Origin of the sequence: Dysosmobacter sp. Sow4_B12 (assembly GCF_052116665.1) — a bacterium.
Lineage (GTDB): Bacteria > Bacillota > Clostridia > Oscillospirales > Oscillospiraceae > Oscillibacter.
On record NZ_JBQKKR010000004.1, the window covers coordinates 141,626 to 155,256 of the forward strand.

Here is a 13,631-nt window from a genome sequence, read left to right on the forward strand (position 1 = left end):
ACCGGATACGGAGGGATCTGTATGGAAGAGACGAAAAAAGTCAAGCTGTCGGAGCGGACCTCCGACCGCCTGTACGAAATGATCGTGGACGAGGGGCGTTACGGCCCCGGCAGCAAGCTGCCCAATGAAAACGAGCTCAGCCAGGAGCTGCAGGTCAGCCGCACCACCCTGCGGGAGGCTATTTCCTTTTTGGTGGCCCAGGGCGTGCTGGAGATCCGCCGGGGCAGGGGCACCTTTGTGGCGGAGGAGCTGCCGGCCAGCGGCATGGACCTGACGGCCCTGTCCAGCCTGCGTTCCCGGGTGCGGGCCAAGGACCTTTTTGAGATGCGGCTCATCTTTGAGCCGGCCACGGTGGCGCTGGCCTGCCAGCGGGCCAGTGCCGAGGAGCTGGAGATGATCCGCAAAAAGGCGGAGCGGGTGGAGCGCATCGCCGCGGAGGACGGCGACTGGCCCCTGGCGGACCAGGAGTTCCACTGGGCCATTATCAAGGCGTCCCACAACGAATATATGCGCCACCTGTACCCCATCATCAACAGCGCTGTCAACGAGATCATGCAGATCAGCGGCAACCGCCAGCAGATGCTGGAGACGGCCCTGGGGGACAACCGGGTCATTCTGGAATTTTTGCTGCAGCGGGATGAGGCCGGCGCCCGGCATGCCATGAGCATCCATATCCGGCACTTGATCAACACGCTTCAAAAGTAACAAAAAATACGAAATTTTGACGGTGCAACGGAAAAATATTTCTTTGGCGGGCCGCTTTTCGTAAAAATAAGCTGTCTTGCCGGTCGAAGCAAATTAAGCACTATACACAAATACAAGCCCGATATATGGCAAACCTGCTGGAGAATTTTGAAAAAACCGACGGAAAAGTTTGACGAAATAAACAACTAAAGCAAAAGCGTTCACGAATTATTCACAAAATTTCTAAAAACCTCTTAACAAATTTATCCCAGCGGTGTATAATGACATCGTTTTTACAAGGGGGTGCGTATGCGTATCCTTGGAAGTAGAATGGAAAAATTTGGGACAGAAAGAAGGCGGGACAGCTTTTTATGGAAATGACAAAGCAGGAGCGGCTGAACAAGCTGCTGGACGCGTACGCCTACCATTATGACATTGAGCGCGATGTGACGGTGGAGGGTGGAAGCTTTCCCGCCGCCGCCACCTATTACCTGCGGGATGAGAATTACCTCATCACCCGGCGCCACGTGCTCAACGCGGTGGAAAATTACGACTATACATATTTTTATTTGACGGACGAATTGGACGAGGAGATCCTGCAAAAGCAGATCGACCTCTCCCTGCGGGCAGGCCTGGACCGGGTCAAGCCCCACAGGGAGCACATGTCCTCCTTTGTGACGCTGGTGATCCTGGCGGACACCATTACCCCGGAAGCGAAGAAGCTGCTTCAAAAGACCCGCTTCCGGAAAAACTTTCGGCTGGCACTCCATGGCTGGATGGAGTATCATATCGCGGCAATGGAAATTTCCACGCACAGCTTCCTTTCCAATCCAGCCGGAAAAGAAGCGAAAAAGACCTTGGAGGCAAATTTCGCCTCTAAGGCGCAGTAAAGAAGGGAGAGTATACAATGAATGGTTTAGTAATTCTCATCATTGGCGTTGCTCTGCTTGCCTGCGGCTATATTTTCTATGGCCGTTGGCTGTGCAAGCAGTGGGGCGTCGGCGAGAACGACCAGCCCACCCCTGCTCATACCATGGAAGATGGTGTTGACTATGTCCCCGCTCCGGCCCCCGTTCTGATGGGCCACCATTTCTCCTCCATCGCCGGCGCCGGCCCCATCACCGGCCCCATCTCCGCTCTGAAGCTGGGCTTCGGCTGGCTGCCCTGCCTGGCGTGGATTGTCATCGGCGGTATCTTCTTCGGCGGCGTCCATGACTTCGGCGCCCTGTTTGCCTCCGTTCGTCACGGCGGCCGCTCCATCGGTGAGATCATCTCCGAGAACATGAGCAAGCGGGCGAAGATGCTGTTCCTGACCTTCGCCTATCTGACCTTGATCCTGGTGGTGGCTGCTTTCGCCTCCATCGTGGCCGGCACCTTCGGCGCCACCTTCACCGAGGCCGGCGCTGTGGACTACGTGGCTTCCGAGAGCAATGCCCGCGTTGCCATGGTGTCCCTGCTGTTCATCGCCATCGCCATCATCTTCGGCTTCTGCGTCTATCGCCGCAACGCTCCCATGAGCGTTGCCTCTGTGGTGGGCGTCATCGGCATCGTGGTGATCATCGCCATCGGCATGAACTTCCATCCCCTGTACCTGTCCACCACCACCTGGATGTGGATCTGCGGCCTGTACATCGCCATCGCCTCCGTCACGCCTGTGTGGATCCTGCTGCAGCCCCGTGACTATCTGAGCTCCTTCCTGCTGTACGCCATGCTGGCCCTGGCTGTTGTCTCTGTGTTCATCGGCCATCCCTCCATGGCGAGCCTGCCTGCCGTGCAGGCTGAGACCTGCACCACCCCCGTGTTCCCCGTCCTGTTCACCACCATCGCCTGCGGTGCTATCTCCGGTTTCCACTCTCTGGTTTCCTCCGGTACCACCTCCAAGCAGCTGAACAAGGAAACGGACGCGAAGCCCATCGCTTACGGCGGCATGCTGCTGGAGTGCGTTCTGGCCGTCCTGGTCCTCTGCGCTGTGGCGGGCTATGCCAACGCCAACGGCGGTGACATCGGCGTCGGCCCCACCGTCCTGTTCGGCGGCGGTATTGCCGGTATGATCGATCCCAGCCACGGCAGTGTTTACAGCGTGCTGTACACTCTGCTGGTGCTGACCTATTCCTCCTTCTGCCTGACCTCTCTGGATACCGCCACCCGTCTGGCCCGCTTCATGTTCCAGGAGTTCTGGCTGGATGGCTCCAAGGGTGAGACTCCCGAGAACGTCACCGGCTACAAGAAGGTCATGTCCAACATGTATGTTGCCACCGGCATCACCGTCATCCTGGGCGTGCTGCTGGGCCTGAACGGCTATGGCAAGATCTGGGCTCTGTTTGGCTCCGCCAACCAGCTGCTGGCCGCTCTGGGCCTGCTGGCTGTGGCTACCTGGCTGGGCAACATCGGCAAGAACAACAAGATGTTCCTGTTCCCCATGGCCTTCATGCTGGTCGTCACCATCTGCTCTCTGATCATCAACACCATCCAGCAGGTCGGTAAGATCACTGCCGGCGGCGCTGACTGGGGTCCCTATGTCCAGGTCATCTTGGGCGTCCTGCTGGTGGTCCTGGCTATCGTTCTGGCCATCGAGGGCATTTCCACCATCAGCAAGCAGAGGAAGGCTGCTGCGAAGTAAGCTGTCTGCTGCAACACGAAAGACGACGGAGTTTTGCCAGTCTCCGCTGTATGAAAAAGGACTGCCGCATTCGCGGCAGTCCTTTTTTGCGTGGAAGAAACCGCCTCCGGTAATAGGGAGGCGGTCTTTTTTATCGCTGGCAGAGAAGGTACAGGGCCTCCAGATAGCCCTGCAGCCCGTGGCCTCGAATGGTGCTCACACAGGCGGCGCGAATGTAGGAGACATGGCGGAACTCCTCCCGGCTGTCCGGGTCGGAGACATGGACCTCCACTGTGGGGATGCCCACGGCCTTCACCGCGTCCAGCAGGGCCACGCTGGTGTGGGTGTAGGCGGCGGGGTTGATGATGATGCCGTCCACCTTGTCAAAATAGGCCTGCTGGATGGCGTCCACCAGAGCGCCTTCGTGGTTGGACTGGAAAAAGGACACTCGGACGCCCAGCTTGTCCGCCTCCTCTTGAATCATCTTTTGCAGGTCAGCGTAGGTGGCCCGGCCGTAGATCTCCGGCTGGCGGATGCCCAGCATGTTCATGTTGGGGCCGTTAATCACCAGAATGTGCACAAAAATCCCTCCAAATAGCGGCGGCGGTATCCTCCACCGTGCCGTTGTTGTCGATGACCGCGTCCCGGAACCGGGCGTACAGCGGCTCCCGCTGGGCCCACATGACCGCCAGATCCGTTTCCTGGGACAGGGGACGGCCATCGGTGGGCAGGGCGTCCAGGTTTCGCGTCAAGTGGTAGATGCGACCGTTTTGCCGCAGGGAGGCGTAGTTGCGGGGGTCTTTTACCACGCCGCCGCCGGTCAGAATGATCTTACCGGAGAGCTTCCCCGCCTCGGCGGTCTCCCGGCGCTCCAGCTCCCGGAAAGCGGCCTCCCCATCCCGGGCGAAGATGTCCGGAATGGAACGGCCCGCCGTCTGGACGATGCGCTGGTCGATGTCGATGGCCTCCCGCCCGGTGAGCCGGGCCAGGGCCTCGCCCACGGTGGTCTTGCCGCAGCCGGGCATGCCGATGAGCACGATGTTGGCGGTCTCCTGCCGCAGCTGGGCCAGGATGCGCTCATTTTCGCTGTCGGGGATGGCGGCGCCGAAGAAGTGCTCCTCCGCCGCCTTGGCCTGGGCCACCAGCATGGGCAGGCCGTCGGTGCAGGGGATGCCCAGTGCCTCCGCCTGCAGCAGCAGAGCGGTGCGGCGGGGGTTGTACACCACATCCGCCACGCCCCGGCAGGCGGGGAAGGCGGCCAGGTCCACCGGCGCGGCACCGTTGCCGGGGAACATCCCCACCGGCGTGGTGTTCACCACAATGTCCGCGTCGGCGTGGCGGGAGAGGTTTTCATAGTTGTTCTCGCCGCTGCGGGAGATGACCACCACCTCCCGGGCGCCCAAATGGCGGCACATGGCCTGGGCCGTCAGAGAGGCGCCGCCGCTGCCCAGAATGACCACCTTGCCGCCGGCAACGTCAATGCCGGCACGGCGGAGCATGTAGCAAAAGCCCGCGGCATCGGTGTTCCAGGCGTACAGCTTGCCGTCCTTCCGGCGGACCAGGGTGTTGACACTGCCAATATCCCGGGCGGTGTCGTCAATGACGTCGCAGTAGGCCATCACGTCCCGCTTGTAGGGGATGGTGACGTTGCAGCCGCCGATGTTTGTGTTCCGCAGAAAGGCCGGCAGGGCCTCCGGCTCCAGCTCAATGAGGCGGTAGTCCCGGCAGCCCAGGGCGGTGTGGATGGGAACGGACCAGCTGTGGCCCAGCTTCCGGCCCAGCAGGCCGAATACTTGCTCGTGCGCCATGGTCACACTTCCGCGTAGCTGCCCAGGAACTGGAAGTTGGCACAGCTGCGCTCCAGCTCCTCCAGCATGGGCAGGACGCCGGGCTCGTGGACGGAGGCCTCCAGCTCCAGGAAGAAGATGAACTCGAAGTTGCGGCCGGTGACGGGGCAGGATTCCAGCTTCGTCATGTTGATGCCCAGGGCCGCCAGCTTGGACAGGATCTCATACAGGGCGCCGGGCTTATTGTCGCAGGCGATGATGAGGCTGATGCGGTTGGCGCCGGCGTAGATGATGGGGTCCTTGGTGATGCAGATGAAGCGGGTGTAGTTGTTGTCGCTGTCCTGAATGGCGTCGTTGACGCACTGAAGGCCGTACAGGGCGGCGCAGGGGTGGGAGGAGATGGCGGCGGCGTGGCGGCTGCCGCTCTCCGCCACCATTTTGGCGGCCATGGCGGTATTGTCGCAGGGGATGACCCGGACGCCGCCCAGGCTGCCCAGGAACTTGCTGCACTGGCCGATGGCCTGCTCGTGGGAGTAGATCTCCGTGATGTCGTCCATTTTCACGCCGGGCAGGGCCAGCAGTTCATGGCGGATGCACAGGCGGGTGGAGCGGACGATGGAGAACTTTTTCCGCTGGATGAGGTCGTAAATAGCCCGGACGGAGCCGTTGGAGCTGTTTTCAATGGGCACCACGCCGAACTTGCACAGGCCGGACTCCACGGCGGAGAACACGGCCTCGAAGCTCTTGACGTACACGATGTTGCCCCGGGGCAGCAGGCGGTCGCAGGCCACCTGGGAGTTGGCACCCTCCACGCCCTGGCAGGCCACCAGGCCCGTCTGGGGGAACACCTCGCCGCCGGCGGCCAGGGAGGTCTTCACCTGGGATTCCACCTTGGTGGGGGCGGTGATGAGCTCCGCCTGCCGGGAGCGGGACAGCTCGAAAATGGTGGAGAACAGGTGGTAGGAGAACCGCTCCCGGTCGCCGGACTTCTCCGCCACCTTGGCCAGGATCTCCCGCTCCCGCTGCTTGTTCAAAATGGGCTGGTGGTGCTCGTTCTTATAGGCGGCCACCTCTTCGGACAGGTCCATCCGCTGCAGGAACAGGTCCAGCAGCTGGTCGTCCACGGCATTGATCTTTTCCCGAATCTCAGAAAGTTCCATGATTACCCTCCAATAATAAATCCAGTAATACCGTCGCGGTGACGGCTTCCACCACCGGAACGGCCCGGTGGGCGATGCAGGGGTCGTGACGGCCCCGGATGACCAGCTCCGCGTTTTCCATGGCGGAGAGGCTGACGGTCTCCTGGGGCTTGGAAATGGACGGCGTGGGCTTAATGGCCGCCCGCAAGGTCACCGGCATGCCGGTGGTGATGCCTCCCAGGATGCCGCCGGAGCGGTTGGAGGCGGTGACCACCGCGCCGTTTTCCACGGTAAAGGGGTCGTTATTTTCGGAGCCCCGGAGCCGGGCGGAGCCAAAGCCCAGGCCGAACTCTACGCCCTTGACGGCGGGAATGCCGAACAGGGCCGCCGCCAGGCGGTTTTCCACGCCGCCGAACATGGGGTCGCCCAGCCCCGCCGGAAGGCCGATGGCGGCGCACTCGATGATGCCGCCCACGGAGTCCAGGTCCTGCCGGGCTTCCAGGATGAGGGACTGCATCCGCTGCCCCGCCTCGTCGTCCACCACGGGGAAGGGCTTGGCGGCAACGGCGTCAAACAGCTCCCGTGTGGGGCGCAGGGGGAAGGGCGCGTCGTCCACAGTGCCCACGGCGGCCAGGTGGGCGCCTACGAAGATGCCCCGCCGGGCCAAAATCTGTTTGGCGATGCCGCCGGCGATGCACAGCGGCGCCGTCAGCCGGCCGGAAAAGTGGCCGCCGCCCCGCATGTCCGCGTGGCCGCTCCACTTCACCCGGGCGGTGTAGTCCGCGTGGGAGGGGCGGGGCTTGTCGGCAAGCTCACTGTAATCGGAGGAGTGCTGGTCGCTGTTTTCGATGATGGCGCACAGGGGAAAGCCGCAGGTGACGCCGTTTTCCAGGCCGGAGAGGAAAACAGGGGTATCGCTTTCCTTCCGGGCGGTGGAGAGGGGGCTCTTCCCGGGCTTACGCCGGTCCAGAAAGGCGTTCAGCTCCTCCAGGTCAATGGCCTCCCCGGCGGGAAGGCCGTCCATGTTGACGCCGATGGCCTTCCCGTGGGACTGGCCGAACACACTGACCCGCAGGATATTTCCGAATTCAGAGGACATGGAATACACCTCCCAGCCGTTTGTAGTCCTCCCAGAAGGAGGGATAGGATTTCTTGACCGCCTCCGCTCCCAGAATGGTCACCGGCGCGGCGGCGCGGGTGGCGGCGATGGCCGCCGCCATAACGACGCGGTGGTCGTTGGCCCCGTCCACCGTGCCGCCGGCAAAGGCGGGCACGCCACGGACGGTGAGACTGTCCGGCCCCTCCTCCGCCCGTCCGCCCAGGGCGGTGAGCAGAGCGTGGACGGTAGCCAGGCGGTCGCTCTCCTTCATGCGGAGCCTGGCGGCGTTTACGAAACGGGTGGTGCCGCTGCGGATGGCGGCCATCACCGCCAGGGGCGGCAGCAGGTCCGGACAGCCGGACACGTCAATGTCCACGTCGCCGGAACAGGTGAGCCGTTCGTAGTGCTCCGCCGCCACCCGGTCCCCCTGGGTGGAATGGGGGTCCAGCCCCCAAATATCCACGGAACTGCCCAGGGCCTTGGCGGCGTACCAGAAGCCCGCCTGGGACCAGTCGGATTCAATGGTGATGTTCCGGGCGTGGTAGACCTGGTTCCCGGGAATACGAAAAATCTCGTAATTGTCGTGTTCCACAGTGACGCCGAAGGCTTTCAGCATGTCCAGGGTCATGTCCACATAGCCGCTGGATTCCAACGGCGTGGTGATCTGGATGAGGGAATCGTCCGGCAGCAGGGGCAGGGCGTACAGCAGCCCCGTGACGAACTGGCTGGACACGTTGCCCGGCAGGCGGTACAGGCCCGGTGTCAGGGTGCCCTGCACAGTGAGGATGCCATCCTTTTGCTCGTAAAAGATGCCTTTTTCATCAAAGATGTCGAAGTAGGGCTGCTGGGGCCGCTCCATGAGGCGCCCCCGGCCGGTGAACACGCCGCCGCCGCGGAGAGCCAGGGCGATAGGAATGACAAAGCGGAGGGTGGAGCCGGACTCGCCGCAGTCCAGCCGGGGCACGTCCCCGGCTGACCGGGGGGCTTTCAGCGCTTCCACGCACCGCTTGGTGGCTTGGATGTCTTGAGAGCTGTCCAGGTTGAAAATGACGCCCTCTCCATCTGACAGCATCAAAGCCAGCACCGCCCGGTGGGCCATGGACTTGCTGGGAGGCGGCGTCACGGCGCCGTGCAGGTGGTGGGGATCGATCCGAACGTCCATCTCAGCCCTCCAATCCCGCGGCGATGATGGGCAGCAGCTCCGTCACCGGCACCTTTTTCAGCTCGCAGACGCCGATGCGTTTGGGAATGACCAACGTGATGTCGCCGCCGGCACGCTTTTTGTCCGCCAGGGCGGCGTCCGCCAGGGCCTGGGCGGAATACGCCGTGCCGGTGGGCAGGTCGTTTTTCGCAAGGCAGGCGGCGATGCGCCCCGCGATGGGCGCCTCCGTCCAGCCCAGAGCCTCCGCGGACCGGGCGATGATGGCGAGGCCCGCCGCCACGGCGTGGCCGTGGGGGATGGCGTAGCCGCTGCATTTTTCAATGGCGTGGCCCACGGTGTGGCCCAGGTTCAAAAGGCGGCGCTCACCCTGCTCCTTTTCGTCCCGCTCCACCACGCCGGCCTTGTACTGGACGCACCGGGCGATGACCGACCCCGGGTCCGTTTCCAGGCGGCCGGTCTCAAACAGGGAGAACAAGCTCTCGTCGCTGAGGACGCCGGTCTTGATGGCCTCGGCGGCGCCGTCGGCAAACATGGCGGCGGGGAGGGAGGCAAGGCAGTCCGTGTCGCACAGCACGGCGGCGGGCTGGAGGAAGGCGCCCGCCAGGTTTTTGCCGGCCTTCAGGTCAATGGCGGTCTTGCCGCCCACGGAGGAGTCCACGGCGGAGAGGAGGGTGGTGGGCAGCTGCACGCAGCGGATGCCCCGCAGGTACGCGGCGGCGGCAAAGCCCGCCATGTCCCCGGTGACGCCGCCCCCCAGGGCGGCCACGCAGTCCGTGCGGGTCAAGTGGGCCTCCGCCAAGAATTCCAGGATGCCGGCCAGGGTCTCCAGGTTTTTGTGGGCCTCACCGGCGGGGAACACATAGGAGCTGACAGTGAAGCCGGCGGCAGCAAGGCTTTGCTTCACCGTCTCCAGATAGAGCGGCGCCACGGTGCTGTCGGTGACGACGGCAACGTGGCACAGGGGCAGCACGTCCCGCAGCTGCTGCCCGCAGCGGGACAGCAGCCCACTGCCGATGGTGACGGCATAGGCGGGACGGGTATGGACTTGGATGGTGCGGATGGAGTCAGACATAGGGGGTACTCCTTCTTCGTTGGATTGGGTGGCGGCGAACTCAGTTTCCGCCGGCGGTGGCCTTTTTCTCCCGGCCGTCCTTCAGCAGGGCGCGGAGCGTCTCTGGGTCTCCGGCCTTCAAGGCGTCGGCGAATTCCGTCAGATTGGCGATGAGCACGTCCAGCTCCTTGGTCAAGTAGTCGGCGTCGTCCAAAAACAGCTCCGTCCACATGTCCTCGTCCAGCCGGGCCACACGGGTCATGTCCCGGAAGCTGCCGGCGGAGAAGCCACGGCGGCGCTGGGCCTCCGGCGACTTTACGTAGGCGCTGGAGGCGATGTGGGCCAGCTGGGAGGTGTAGGCGATGATGCGGTCATGCTCCTCCGGGTCGGAGAAGGTGAGGCCGGCGAAACCGATGTCCAGGAAGAAGGTCTTTAGGGTCTCCAGCAGCTGCATGTCCGTCCGCTTGTCCGGCGTCAAGATCATGGAGGCGCCCACATACAGGTCGTCGGTGGCGGAGGTGAAGCCCCCCCGCTCCTTGCCGGCCATGGGGTGGCCGCCGATGTAGGCGAAGCCGTACTGCTCCGCCACGGGGGCGATACCGCCCACCACCACCCGCTTCACGCCGCACAGGTCCACCACGATGGCGCTCTTGGCGATGAGGGGCGCGTGGCGCTTCACCCATTCGATGGCGGCAGCGGGACGGATGGCGATGAGCAGGATGTCGCACTGAGGGATGTTCTCCTCCGTCAGCGGGGCGTCGATGGCGCCGCACATCCGGGCCAGGGTCATGGTCTCATGGTTTAGGTCCACGCCCCAAACGGTGTCGGCGGTGCGGGCCTTGATGCTTTTTGCCATGGAGCCGCCAATGAGCCCCAGGCCGACAATTCCCACATTCATGTTCAGTCCTCCAGACCCTTCATGGCCTCATGGAGCTTCAAAAGCTTCCGGGCCAGACTGTCGAACACCTCGGGCTTTAGGGACTGGGGCCCGTCGCAAAGGGCGTGGGCGGGGTCGTTGTGGACCTCGATCTGCAGACCGTCGGCGCCGGTGGCCACGGCGCCCATGGCCAGGGGCTCCACCAGCCAGCTCTTGCCGGTGGCGTGGCTGGGGTCGATGATGATGGGCAGGTGGGTGAGCTTGCGCAGAACGGGGATGGCCGCCAGGTCCAGCGTGTTGCGGGTGTAGGACTCGAAGGTGCGGATGCCCCGCTCGCAGAGGATGACGTTTTCGTTGCCGCCGGCCATGACGTACTCAGCGCTCATGAGCCACTCCTCATAGGTGGCGGACATGCCCCGCTTGATCATAACGGGCTTGTCCTGCTTGCCCACGGCCTTCAAAAGATCGAAGTTCTGCATGTTGCGGGCGCCGATCTGGATGACGTCCACATCCTTGAACAAAGGCAGCTGGCTCAAATCCATCAGCTCCGTGACGATGGGCAGGCCGGTCTCCTGGCGGGCGACCTTTAGGTATTCAAGACCCGTGGCGCCCAGGCCCTGGAAGGAGTACGGGGAGGTGCGGGGCTTGAAGGCGCCGCCCCGGAGCATGGTGGCGCCGCTGGCCTTCACGGCCTTGGCGATGGCCACCACCTGTTCCTCGGATTCCACGGAGCAGGGGCCCGCCATGATGGTCAGAGTGCCGCCGCCGATCTGGGTGTTGCCCACCTTTACCACCGTATCCTCGGGGTGGAACTTGCGGTTGGCGTTTTTGTAGGGCTCCTGGACCCGCTTCACGTCCTCCACAATGTCCAGGGCGGCAATGAGGTCGATATCCAGCTTGGAGGTGTCGCCCACCAGGCCCAGGATGGTGTTGGCCTCGCCGATGCTGGTGTGGATGATGATGCCCTTTTCCTGGAGCCAGGTGATGAGGCTTTCCAGCTGGTCACGGTTGGGATTGTGTTTCAGAACGACGATCATATTAAATTCCTCCTAAAAATCGTACAAAAAAAACCCGCAGCCGGTTGGCTGCGGGCAATCATGCACTGGTAGTTTTTGACACTGTCAAACTCGAGCGCACACGCTTTCAGCACAACCGAAATAAGCCTTACCATAAAAGTAGGTAAAGCTAAAGTAGCGGTATTCAGCTGCGCGTGCGATGTTGATCATGACGGTGTCCTTTCAAGCTCTTTAGATATTTAAAGAATAACACTCCGCTTGCCAAAAGAAAAGTGACAATTCTGACAAACAACGAAAAAAATTATGAGTATTTTTCACAGATGTGACGGACATTTGTTCACACGGCGGCGCTGGGACAGCAGCCTGCCATCAGCATGGCCGTGGCCTGCAGAATATACTGCACGTCCCGCTGCAGGTCGCCCCGGCTCTCCAGATATTGGCGGTGAAGCTCACTGATAGCGGCCTCCAGATCCTCCCGGAACTGTTGACTGCGGAGGGTGCGCTGCTGCAAATATTCCGCCAGATACATCCGGAGCTCGTCCTCGTACTGCCGGTGGGCCATGAGGCTGTCCGGATAGGTTTCGTTGTGGGGATAGGTAAAGGCGTCCGCCAGATAATGGGTCAGCTTGCCCAGGGTATAGTACTGCCAGGTGGTCCAGCTCCGGCACTGGCGGAGGCGGGCGATGTGGGCGTTGATATAGAGCTGCGAGTTGGAGAAATTGTGTCCCCGGAATTTCCTGGCCCGCAGAGAGCCCTTCAGATACGACAGGGGATTGCAGTCCGGCTGAAAGGAACCGAACAGAAAGGCTAGCTCATAGCGGCGGGCCGCGAAGCCATGCTGGCTTTGCAGCAGCATGGATGCCAGGAGCTTGTGACTGCGTTTCTGCATGGGGACAACACCTCCGGGACAGAGTTCCACAACGCAAAAAGTATACCATGGTTGCCGTGTAAAAAGCAATAGCCGGAACATGAAAATAAATGTGAACAGGAGAAAAGGGAACCTTTGCCGGAACTTGCAGCGAAACGCTGAATTTTGCGGCAAAGATGGGCCGGGGGTTTGACTTACGGCGGCGGGGCTTCTAAAATAGGAAAGAACCTTTGGAAAACAGGTGATCGTTTTGAAACTCTTGACTCAGATCGGAATTATTTTCGGCATCTGCTGGATCAGCCAGTGTATCGAGCAGGCCCTGCCCTTTACCATGCCCGCCAGCATCATCGGCATGGTGCTGCTGCTGGCGCTTTTGGTGCTGCGGGTGGTAAAGACGGAGCATATTCAGGAAAAGTCCGATTTTTTGCTGGCCAATCTGCCCTTTTTCTTCGTGCCGGCGGTGGTGTCCATCATGAAGTACACGGACGTGCTGCGGAACAACCTGGTGGCGCTGGTGGTGATCTGCGTGGTATCCATGGTCATTACCTTTGCCGCCACAGTGCTGGCGGTGCGGCTGACCATCCGGGTGATGAACGGGAGGAAAAAGTGATGGAGGAATTGCTGCGCTCTCCCTTTTTCGGCGTTACGCTGACGGTGCTGGCCTACGTTCTCGGCATGAAGATCCAAAAAAAGAGCGGCCTTGTGGTGTGCAACGGCCTGGTGCTGGCGGCACTGATGATCATTGCCGTACTGACGGTGTTTGACATTTCCTATGAGGACTACTATGTGGGCGGCAGCATGATCAACCTCTTCCTGTCTCCCGCCACCGTGTGCGTGGCCGTGTCTGTCTATGCCAAGCTGGACGTGCTGAAGAAGAATCTGCTGCCGGTGCTGGTAGGCTGCACCGTGGGGGCGGTGACCTCCGTCCTCTCCGTATGGGGACTGTGCCGGGCCTTTGGGCTGGACACCGCCTTGACGGCCTCTCTTCTGCCGAAATCCGTCACCACCCCCATCGCCTCCGCCATCGCGGAGGGGCACGGCGGCATCGTGTCCATCACGGTGGTGGCGGTCATCTTCACCGGCATCGTGGGCAACCTAAGCGTGCCGCTGATGATCCGGCTGTTCCGGGTGAAGGACCCGGTGGAGGCGGGCCTGGGCATCGGCGCCTGCAGCCATGCCATGGGCACCGCCAAGGCCCTGGAGCTGGGAGAGACCGAGGGGGCCATGAGCGGCATTGCCATCGGCCTGTGCGGCATCGTTACCACGGTGCTGGCACTGTTTTTTGACTTCCTGCTGTCATAGGGATAATAAAAGTATGGAAAAGTCCCCGGCCTGAAAAAGACCGGGGA

Annotated in this window: 14 protein-coding genes; 5 read left to right on the forward strand and 9 right to left on the reverse strand. The window is 62.1% G+C overall.

Features of this window, described 5'->3' with window-relative positions; genetic code table 11:
* Positions 1 to 21: 21 nt before the first annotated feature.
* From ACTQ4R_RS06815 to ACTQ4R_RS06825, 3 genes are all read left to right on the forward strand, one after another.
* Complete coding sequence (locus ACTQ4R_RS06815; RefSeq protein WP_441627108.1) at positions 22 to 705, forward strand: FadR/GntR family transcriptional regulator; 684 nt, start codon at positions 22 to 24, stop codon at positions 703 to 705.
* A gap of 350 nt (positions 706 to 1,055) precedes the next feature.
* Positions 1,056 to 1,574, forward strand: coding sequence for a hypothetical protein (locus ACTQ4R_RS06820; RefSeq protein ID WP_441627110.1), 519 nt, complete (start codon positions 1,056 to 1,058; stop codon positions 1,572 to 1,574).
* A 17-nt stretch (positions 1,575 to 1,591) separates the two neighbouring features.
* Positions 1,592 to 3,304 carry a carbon starvation CstA family protein gene (locus ACTQ4R_RS06825; RefSeq protein ID WP_441627112.1) on the forward strand — a complete coding sequence of 571 codons (1,713 nt, stop codon included), beginning with the start codon at positions 1,592 to 1,594 and terminating at the stop codon, positions 3,302 to 3,304.
* A 130-nt stretch (positions 3,305 to 3,434) separates the two neighbouring features.
* Here ACTQ4R_RS06825 and aroQ read toward each other — a convergent pair whose 3' ends face one another.
* The 9 genes from aroQ to ACTQ4R_RS06870 all read right to left on the reverse strand — a co-directional run bounded on the left by aroQ (position 3,435) and on the right by ACTQ4R_RS06870 (position 12,303).
* Complete coding sequence (gene aroQ, locus ACTQ4R_RS06830; RefSeq protein ID WP_441627114.1) at positions 3,435 to 3,863, reverse strand: type II 3-dehydroquinate dehydratase; 429 nt, start codon at positions 3,861 to 3,863, stop codon at positions 3,435 to 3,437.
* Positions 3,844 to 5,091: a shikimate kinase gene (locus ACTQ4R_RS06835; protein WP_441627116.1), complete on the reverse strand. Its 1,248-nt coding sequence runs from the start codon at positions 5,089 to 5,091 to the stop codon at positions 3,844 to 3,846. The genes aroQ and ACTQ4R_RS06835 overlap by 20 nt, the downstream gene beginning before the upstream one ends.
* 2 nt (positions 5,092 to 5,093) lie before the next feature.
* Positions 5,094 to 6,230 carry a bifunctional chorismate mutase/prephenate dehydratase gene (locus tag ACTQ4R_RS06840; RefSeq protein ID WP_441627118.1) on the reverse strand — a complete coding sequence of 379 codons (1,137 nt, stop codon included), beginning with the start codon at positions 6,228 to 6,230 and terminating at the stop codon, positions 5,094 to 5,096.
* On the reverse strand, positions 6,217 to 7,308 hold the full coding sequence (gene aroC / locus ACTQ4R_RS06845; protein WP_441627120.1) for a chorismate synthase: 1,092 nt from the start codon (positions 7,306 to 7,308) through the stop codon (positions 6,217 to 6,219). Before aroC ends, ACTQ4R_RS06840 begins: the two co-directional genes overlap by 14 nt.
* Entirely contained in the window at positions 7,298 to 8,470 is a 1,173-nt protein-coding gene (locus ACTQ4R_RS06850; protein WP_441627122.1) for a 3-phosphoshikimate 1-carboxyvinyltransferase, read from the reverse strand. The genes aroC and ACTQ4R_RS06850 overlap by 11 nt, the downstream gene beginning before the upstream one ends.
* Position 8,471: 1 nt before the next feature.
* On the reverse strand, positions 8,472 to 9,542 hold the full coding sequence (gene aroB, locus ACTQ4R_RS06855) for a 3-dehydroquinate synthase (RefSeq protein ID WP_441627124.1): 1,071 nt from the start codon (positions 9,540 to 9,542) through the stop codon (positions 8,472 to 8,474).
* A gap of 40 nt (positions 9,543 to 9,582) precedes the next feature.
* The gene (locus ACTQ4R_RS06860) at positions 9,583 to 10,419 is read right to left on the reverse strand and encodes a prephenate dehydrogenase (protein WP_441627126.1); all 837 of its coding nucleotides are present in this window, start codon (positions 10,417 to 10,419) and stop codon (positions 9,583 to 9,585) included.
* A gap of 2 nt (positions 10,420 to 10,421) precedes the next feature.
* The gene (aroF, locus tag ACTQ4R_RS06865; RefSeq protein ID WP_441627128.1) at positions 10,422 to 11,435 is read right to left on the reverse strand and encodes a 3-deoxy-7-phosphoheptulonate synthase; all 1,014 of its coding nucleotides are present in this window, start codon (positions 11,433 to 11,435) and stop codon (positions 10,422 to 10,424) included.
* 316 nt (positions 11,436 to 11,751) lie between these two features.
* On the reverse strand, positions 11,752 to 12,303 hold the full coding sequence (locus tag ACTQ4R_RS06870; RefSeq protein ID WP_441627130.1) for a zinc dependent phospholipase C family protein: 552 nt from the start codon (positions 12,301 to 12,303) through the stop codon (positions 11,752 to 11,754).
* Between the two features lie 220 nt (positions 12,304 to 12,523).
* Between ACTQ4R_RS06870 and ACTQ4R_RS06875 the strand changes: the two genes are divergently transcribed.
* Positions 12,524 to 12,892 (forward strand): CidA/LrgA family protein, encoded by a 369-nt coding sequence (locus tag ACTQ4R_RS06875; RefSeq protein WP_441627132.1) that lies wholly within the window; start codon positions 12,524 to 12,526, stop codon positions 12,890 to 12,892.
* Complete coding sequence (locus ACTQ4R_RS06880; protein WP_441627134.1) at positions 12,892 to 13,584, forward strand: LrgB family protein; 693 nt, start codon at positions 12,892 to 12,894, stop codon at positions 13,582 to 13,584. Before ACTQ4R_RS06875 ends, ACTQ4R_RS06880 begins: the two co-directional genes overlap by 1 nt.
* Positions 13,585 to 13,631: the final 47 nt, after the last annotated feature.

What these genes read in the sequence shown, in the direction of transcription:
- aroB (WP_441627124.1), bottom strand. Translation starts at nt 9,542, where the DNA reads ATGTCTGACTCCATCCGCACCATCCAAGTCCATACCCGTCCCGCCTAT.
- ACTQ4R_RS06860 (WP_441627126.1), bottom strand. Translation starts at nt 10,419, where the DNA reads ATGAATGTGGGAATTGTCGGCCTGGGGCTCATTGGCGGCTCCATGGCA.
- ACTQ4R_RS06815 (WP_441627108.1), top strand. Translation starts at nt 22, where the DNA reads ATGGAAGAGACGAAAAAAGTCAAGCTGTCGGAGCGGACCTCCGACCGC.
- ACTQ4R_RS06825 (WP_441627112.1), top strand. Translation starts at nt 1,592, where the DNA reads ATGAATGGTTTAGTAATTCTCATCATTGGCGTTGCTCTGCTTGCCTGC.
- ACTQ4R_RS06850 (WP_441627122.1), bottom strand. Translation starts at nt 8,470, where the DNA reads ATGGACGTTCGGATCGATCCCCACCACCTGCACGGCGCCGTGACGCCG.
- aroC (WP_441627120.1), bottom strand. Translation starts at nt 7,308, where the DNA reads ATGTCCTCTGAATTCGGAAATATCCTGCGGGTCAGTGTGTTCGGCCAG.
- ACTQ4R_RS06880 (WP_441627134.1), top strand. Translation starts at nt 12,892, where the DNA reads ATGGAGGAATTGCTGCGCTCTCCCTTTTTCGGCGTTACGCTGACGGTG.
- ACTQ4R_RS06835 (WP_441627116.1), bottom strand. Translation starts at nt 5,091, where the DNA reads ATGGCGCACGAGCAAGTATTCGGCCTGCTGGGCCGGAAGCTGGGCCAC.
- ACTQ4R_RS06870 (WP_441627130.1), bottom strand. Translation starts at nt 12,303, where the DNA reads ATGCAGAAACGCAGTCACAAGCTCCTGGCATCCATGCTGCTGCAAAGC.
- aroF (WP_441627128.1), bottom strand. Translation starts at nt 11,435, where the DNA reads ATGATCGTCGTTCTGAAACACAATCCCAACCGTGACCAGCTGGAAAGC.
- ACTQ4R_RS06840 (WP_441627118.1), bottom strand. Translation starts at nt 6,230, where the DNA reads ATGGAACTTTCTGAGATTCGGGAAAAGATCAATGCCGTGGACGACCAG.
- ACTQ4R_RS06820 (WP_441627110.1), top strand. Translation starts at nt 1,056, where the DNA reads ATGGAAATGACAAAGCAGGAGCGGCTGAACAAGCTGCTGGACGCGTAC.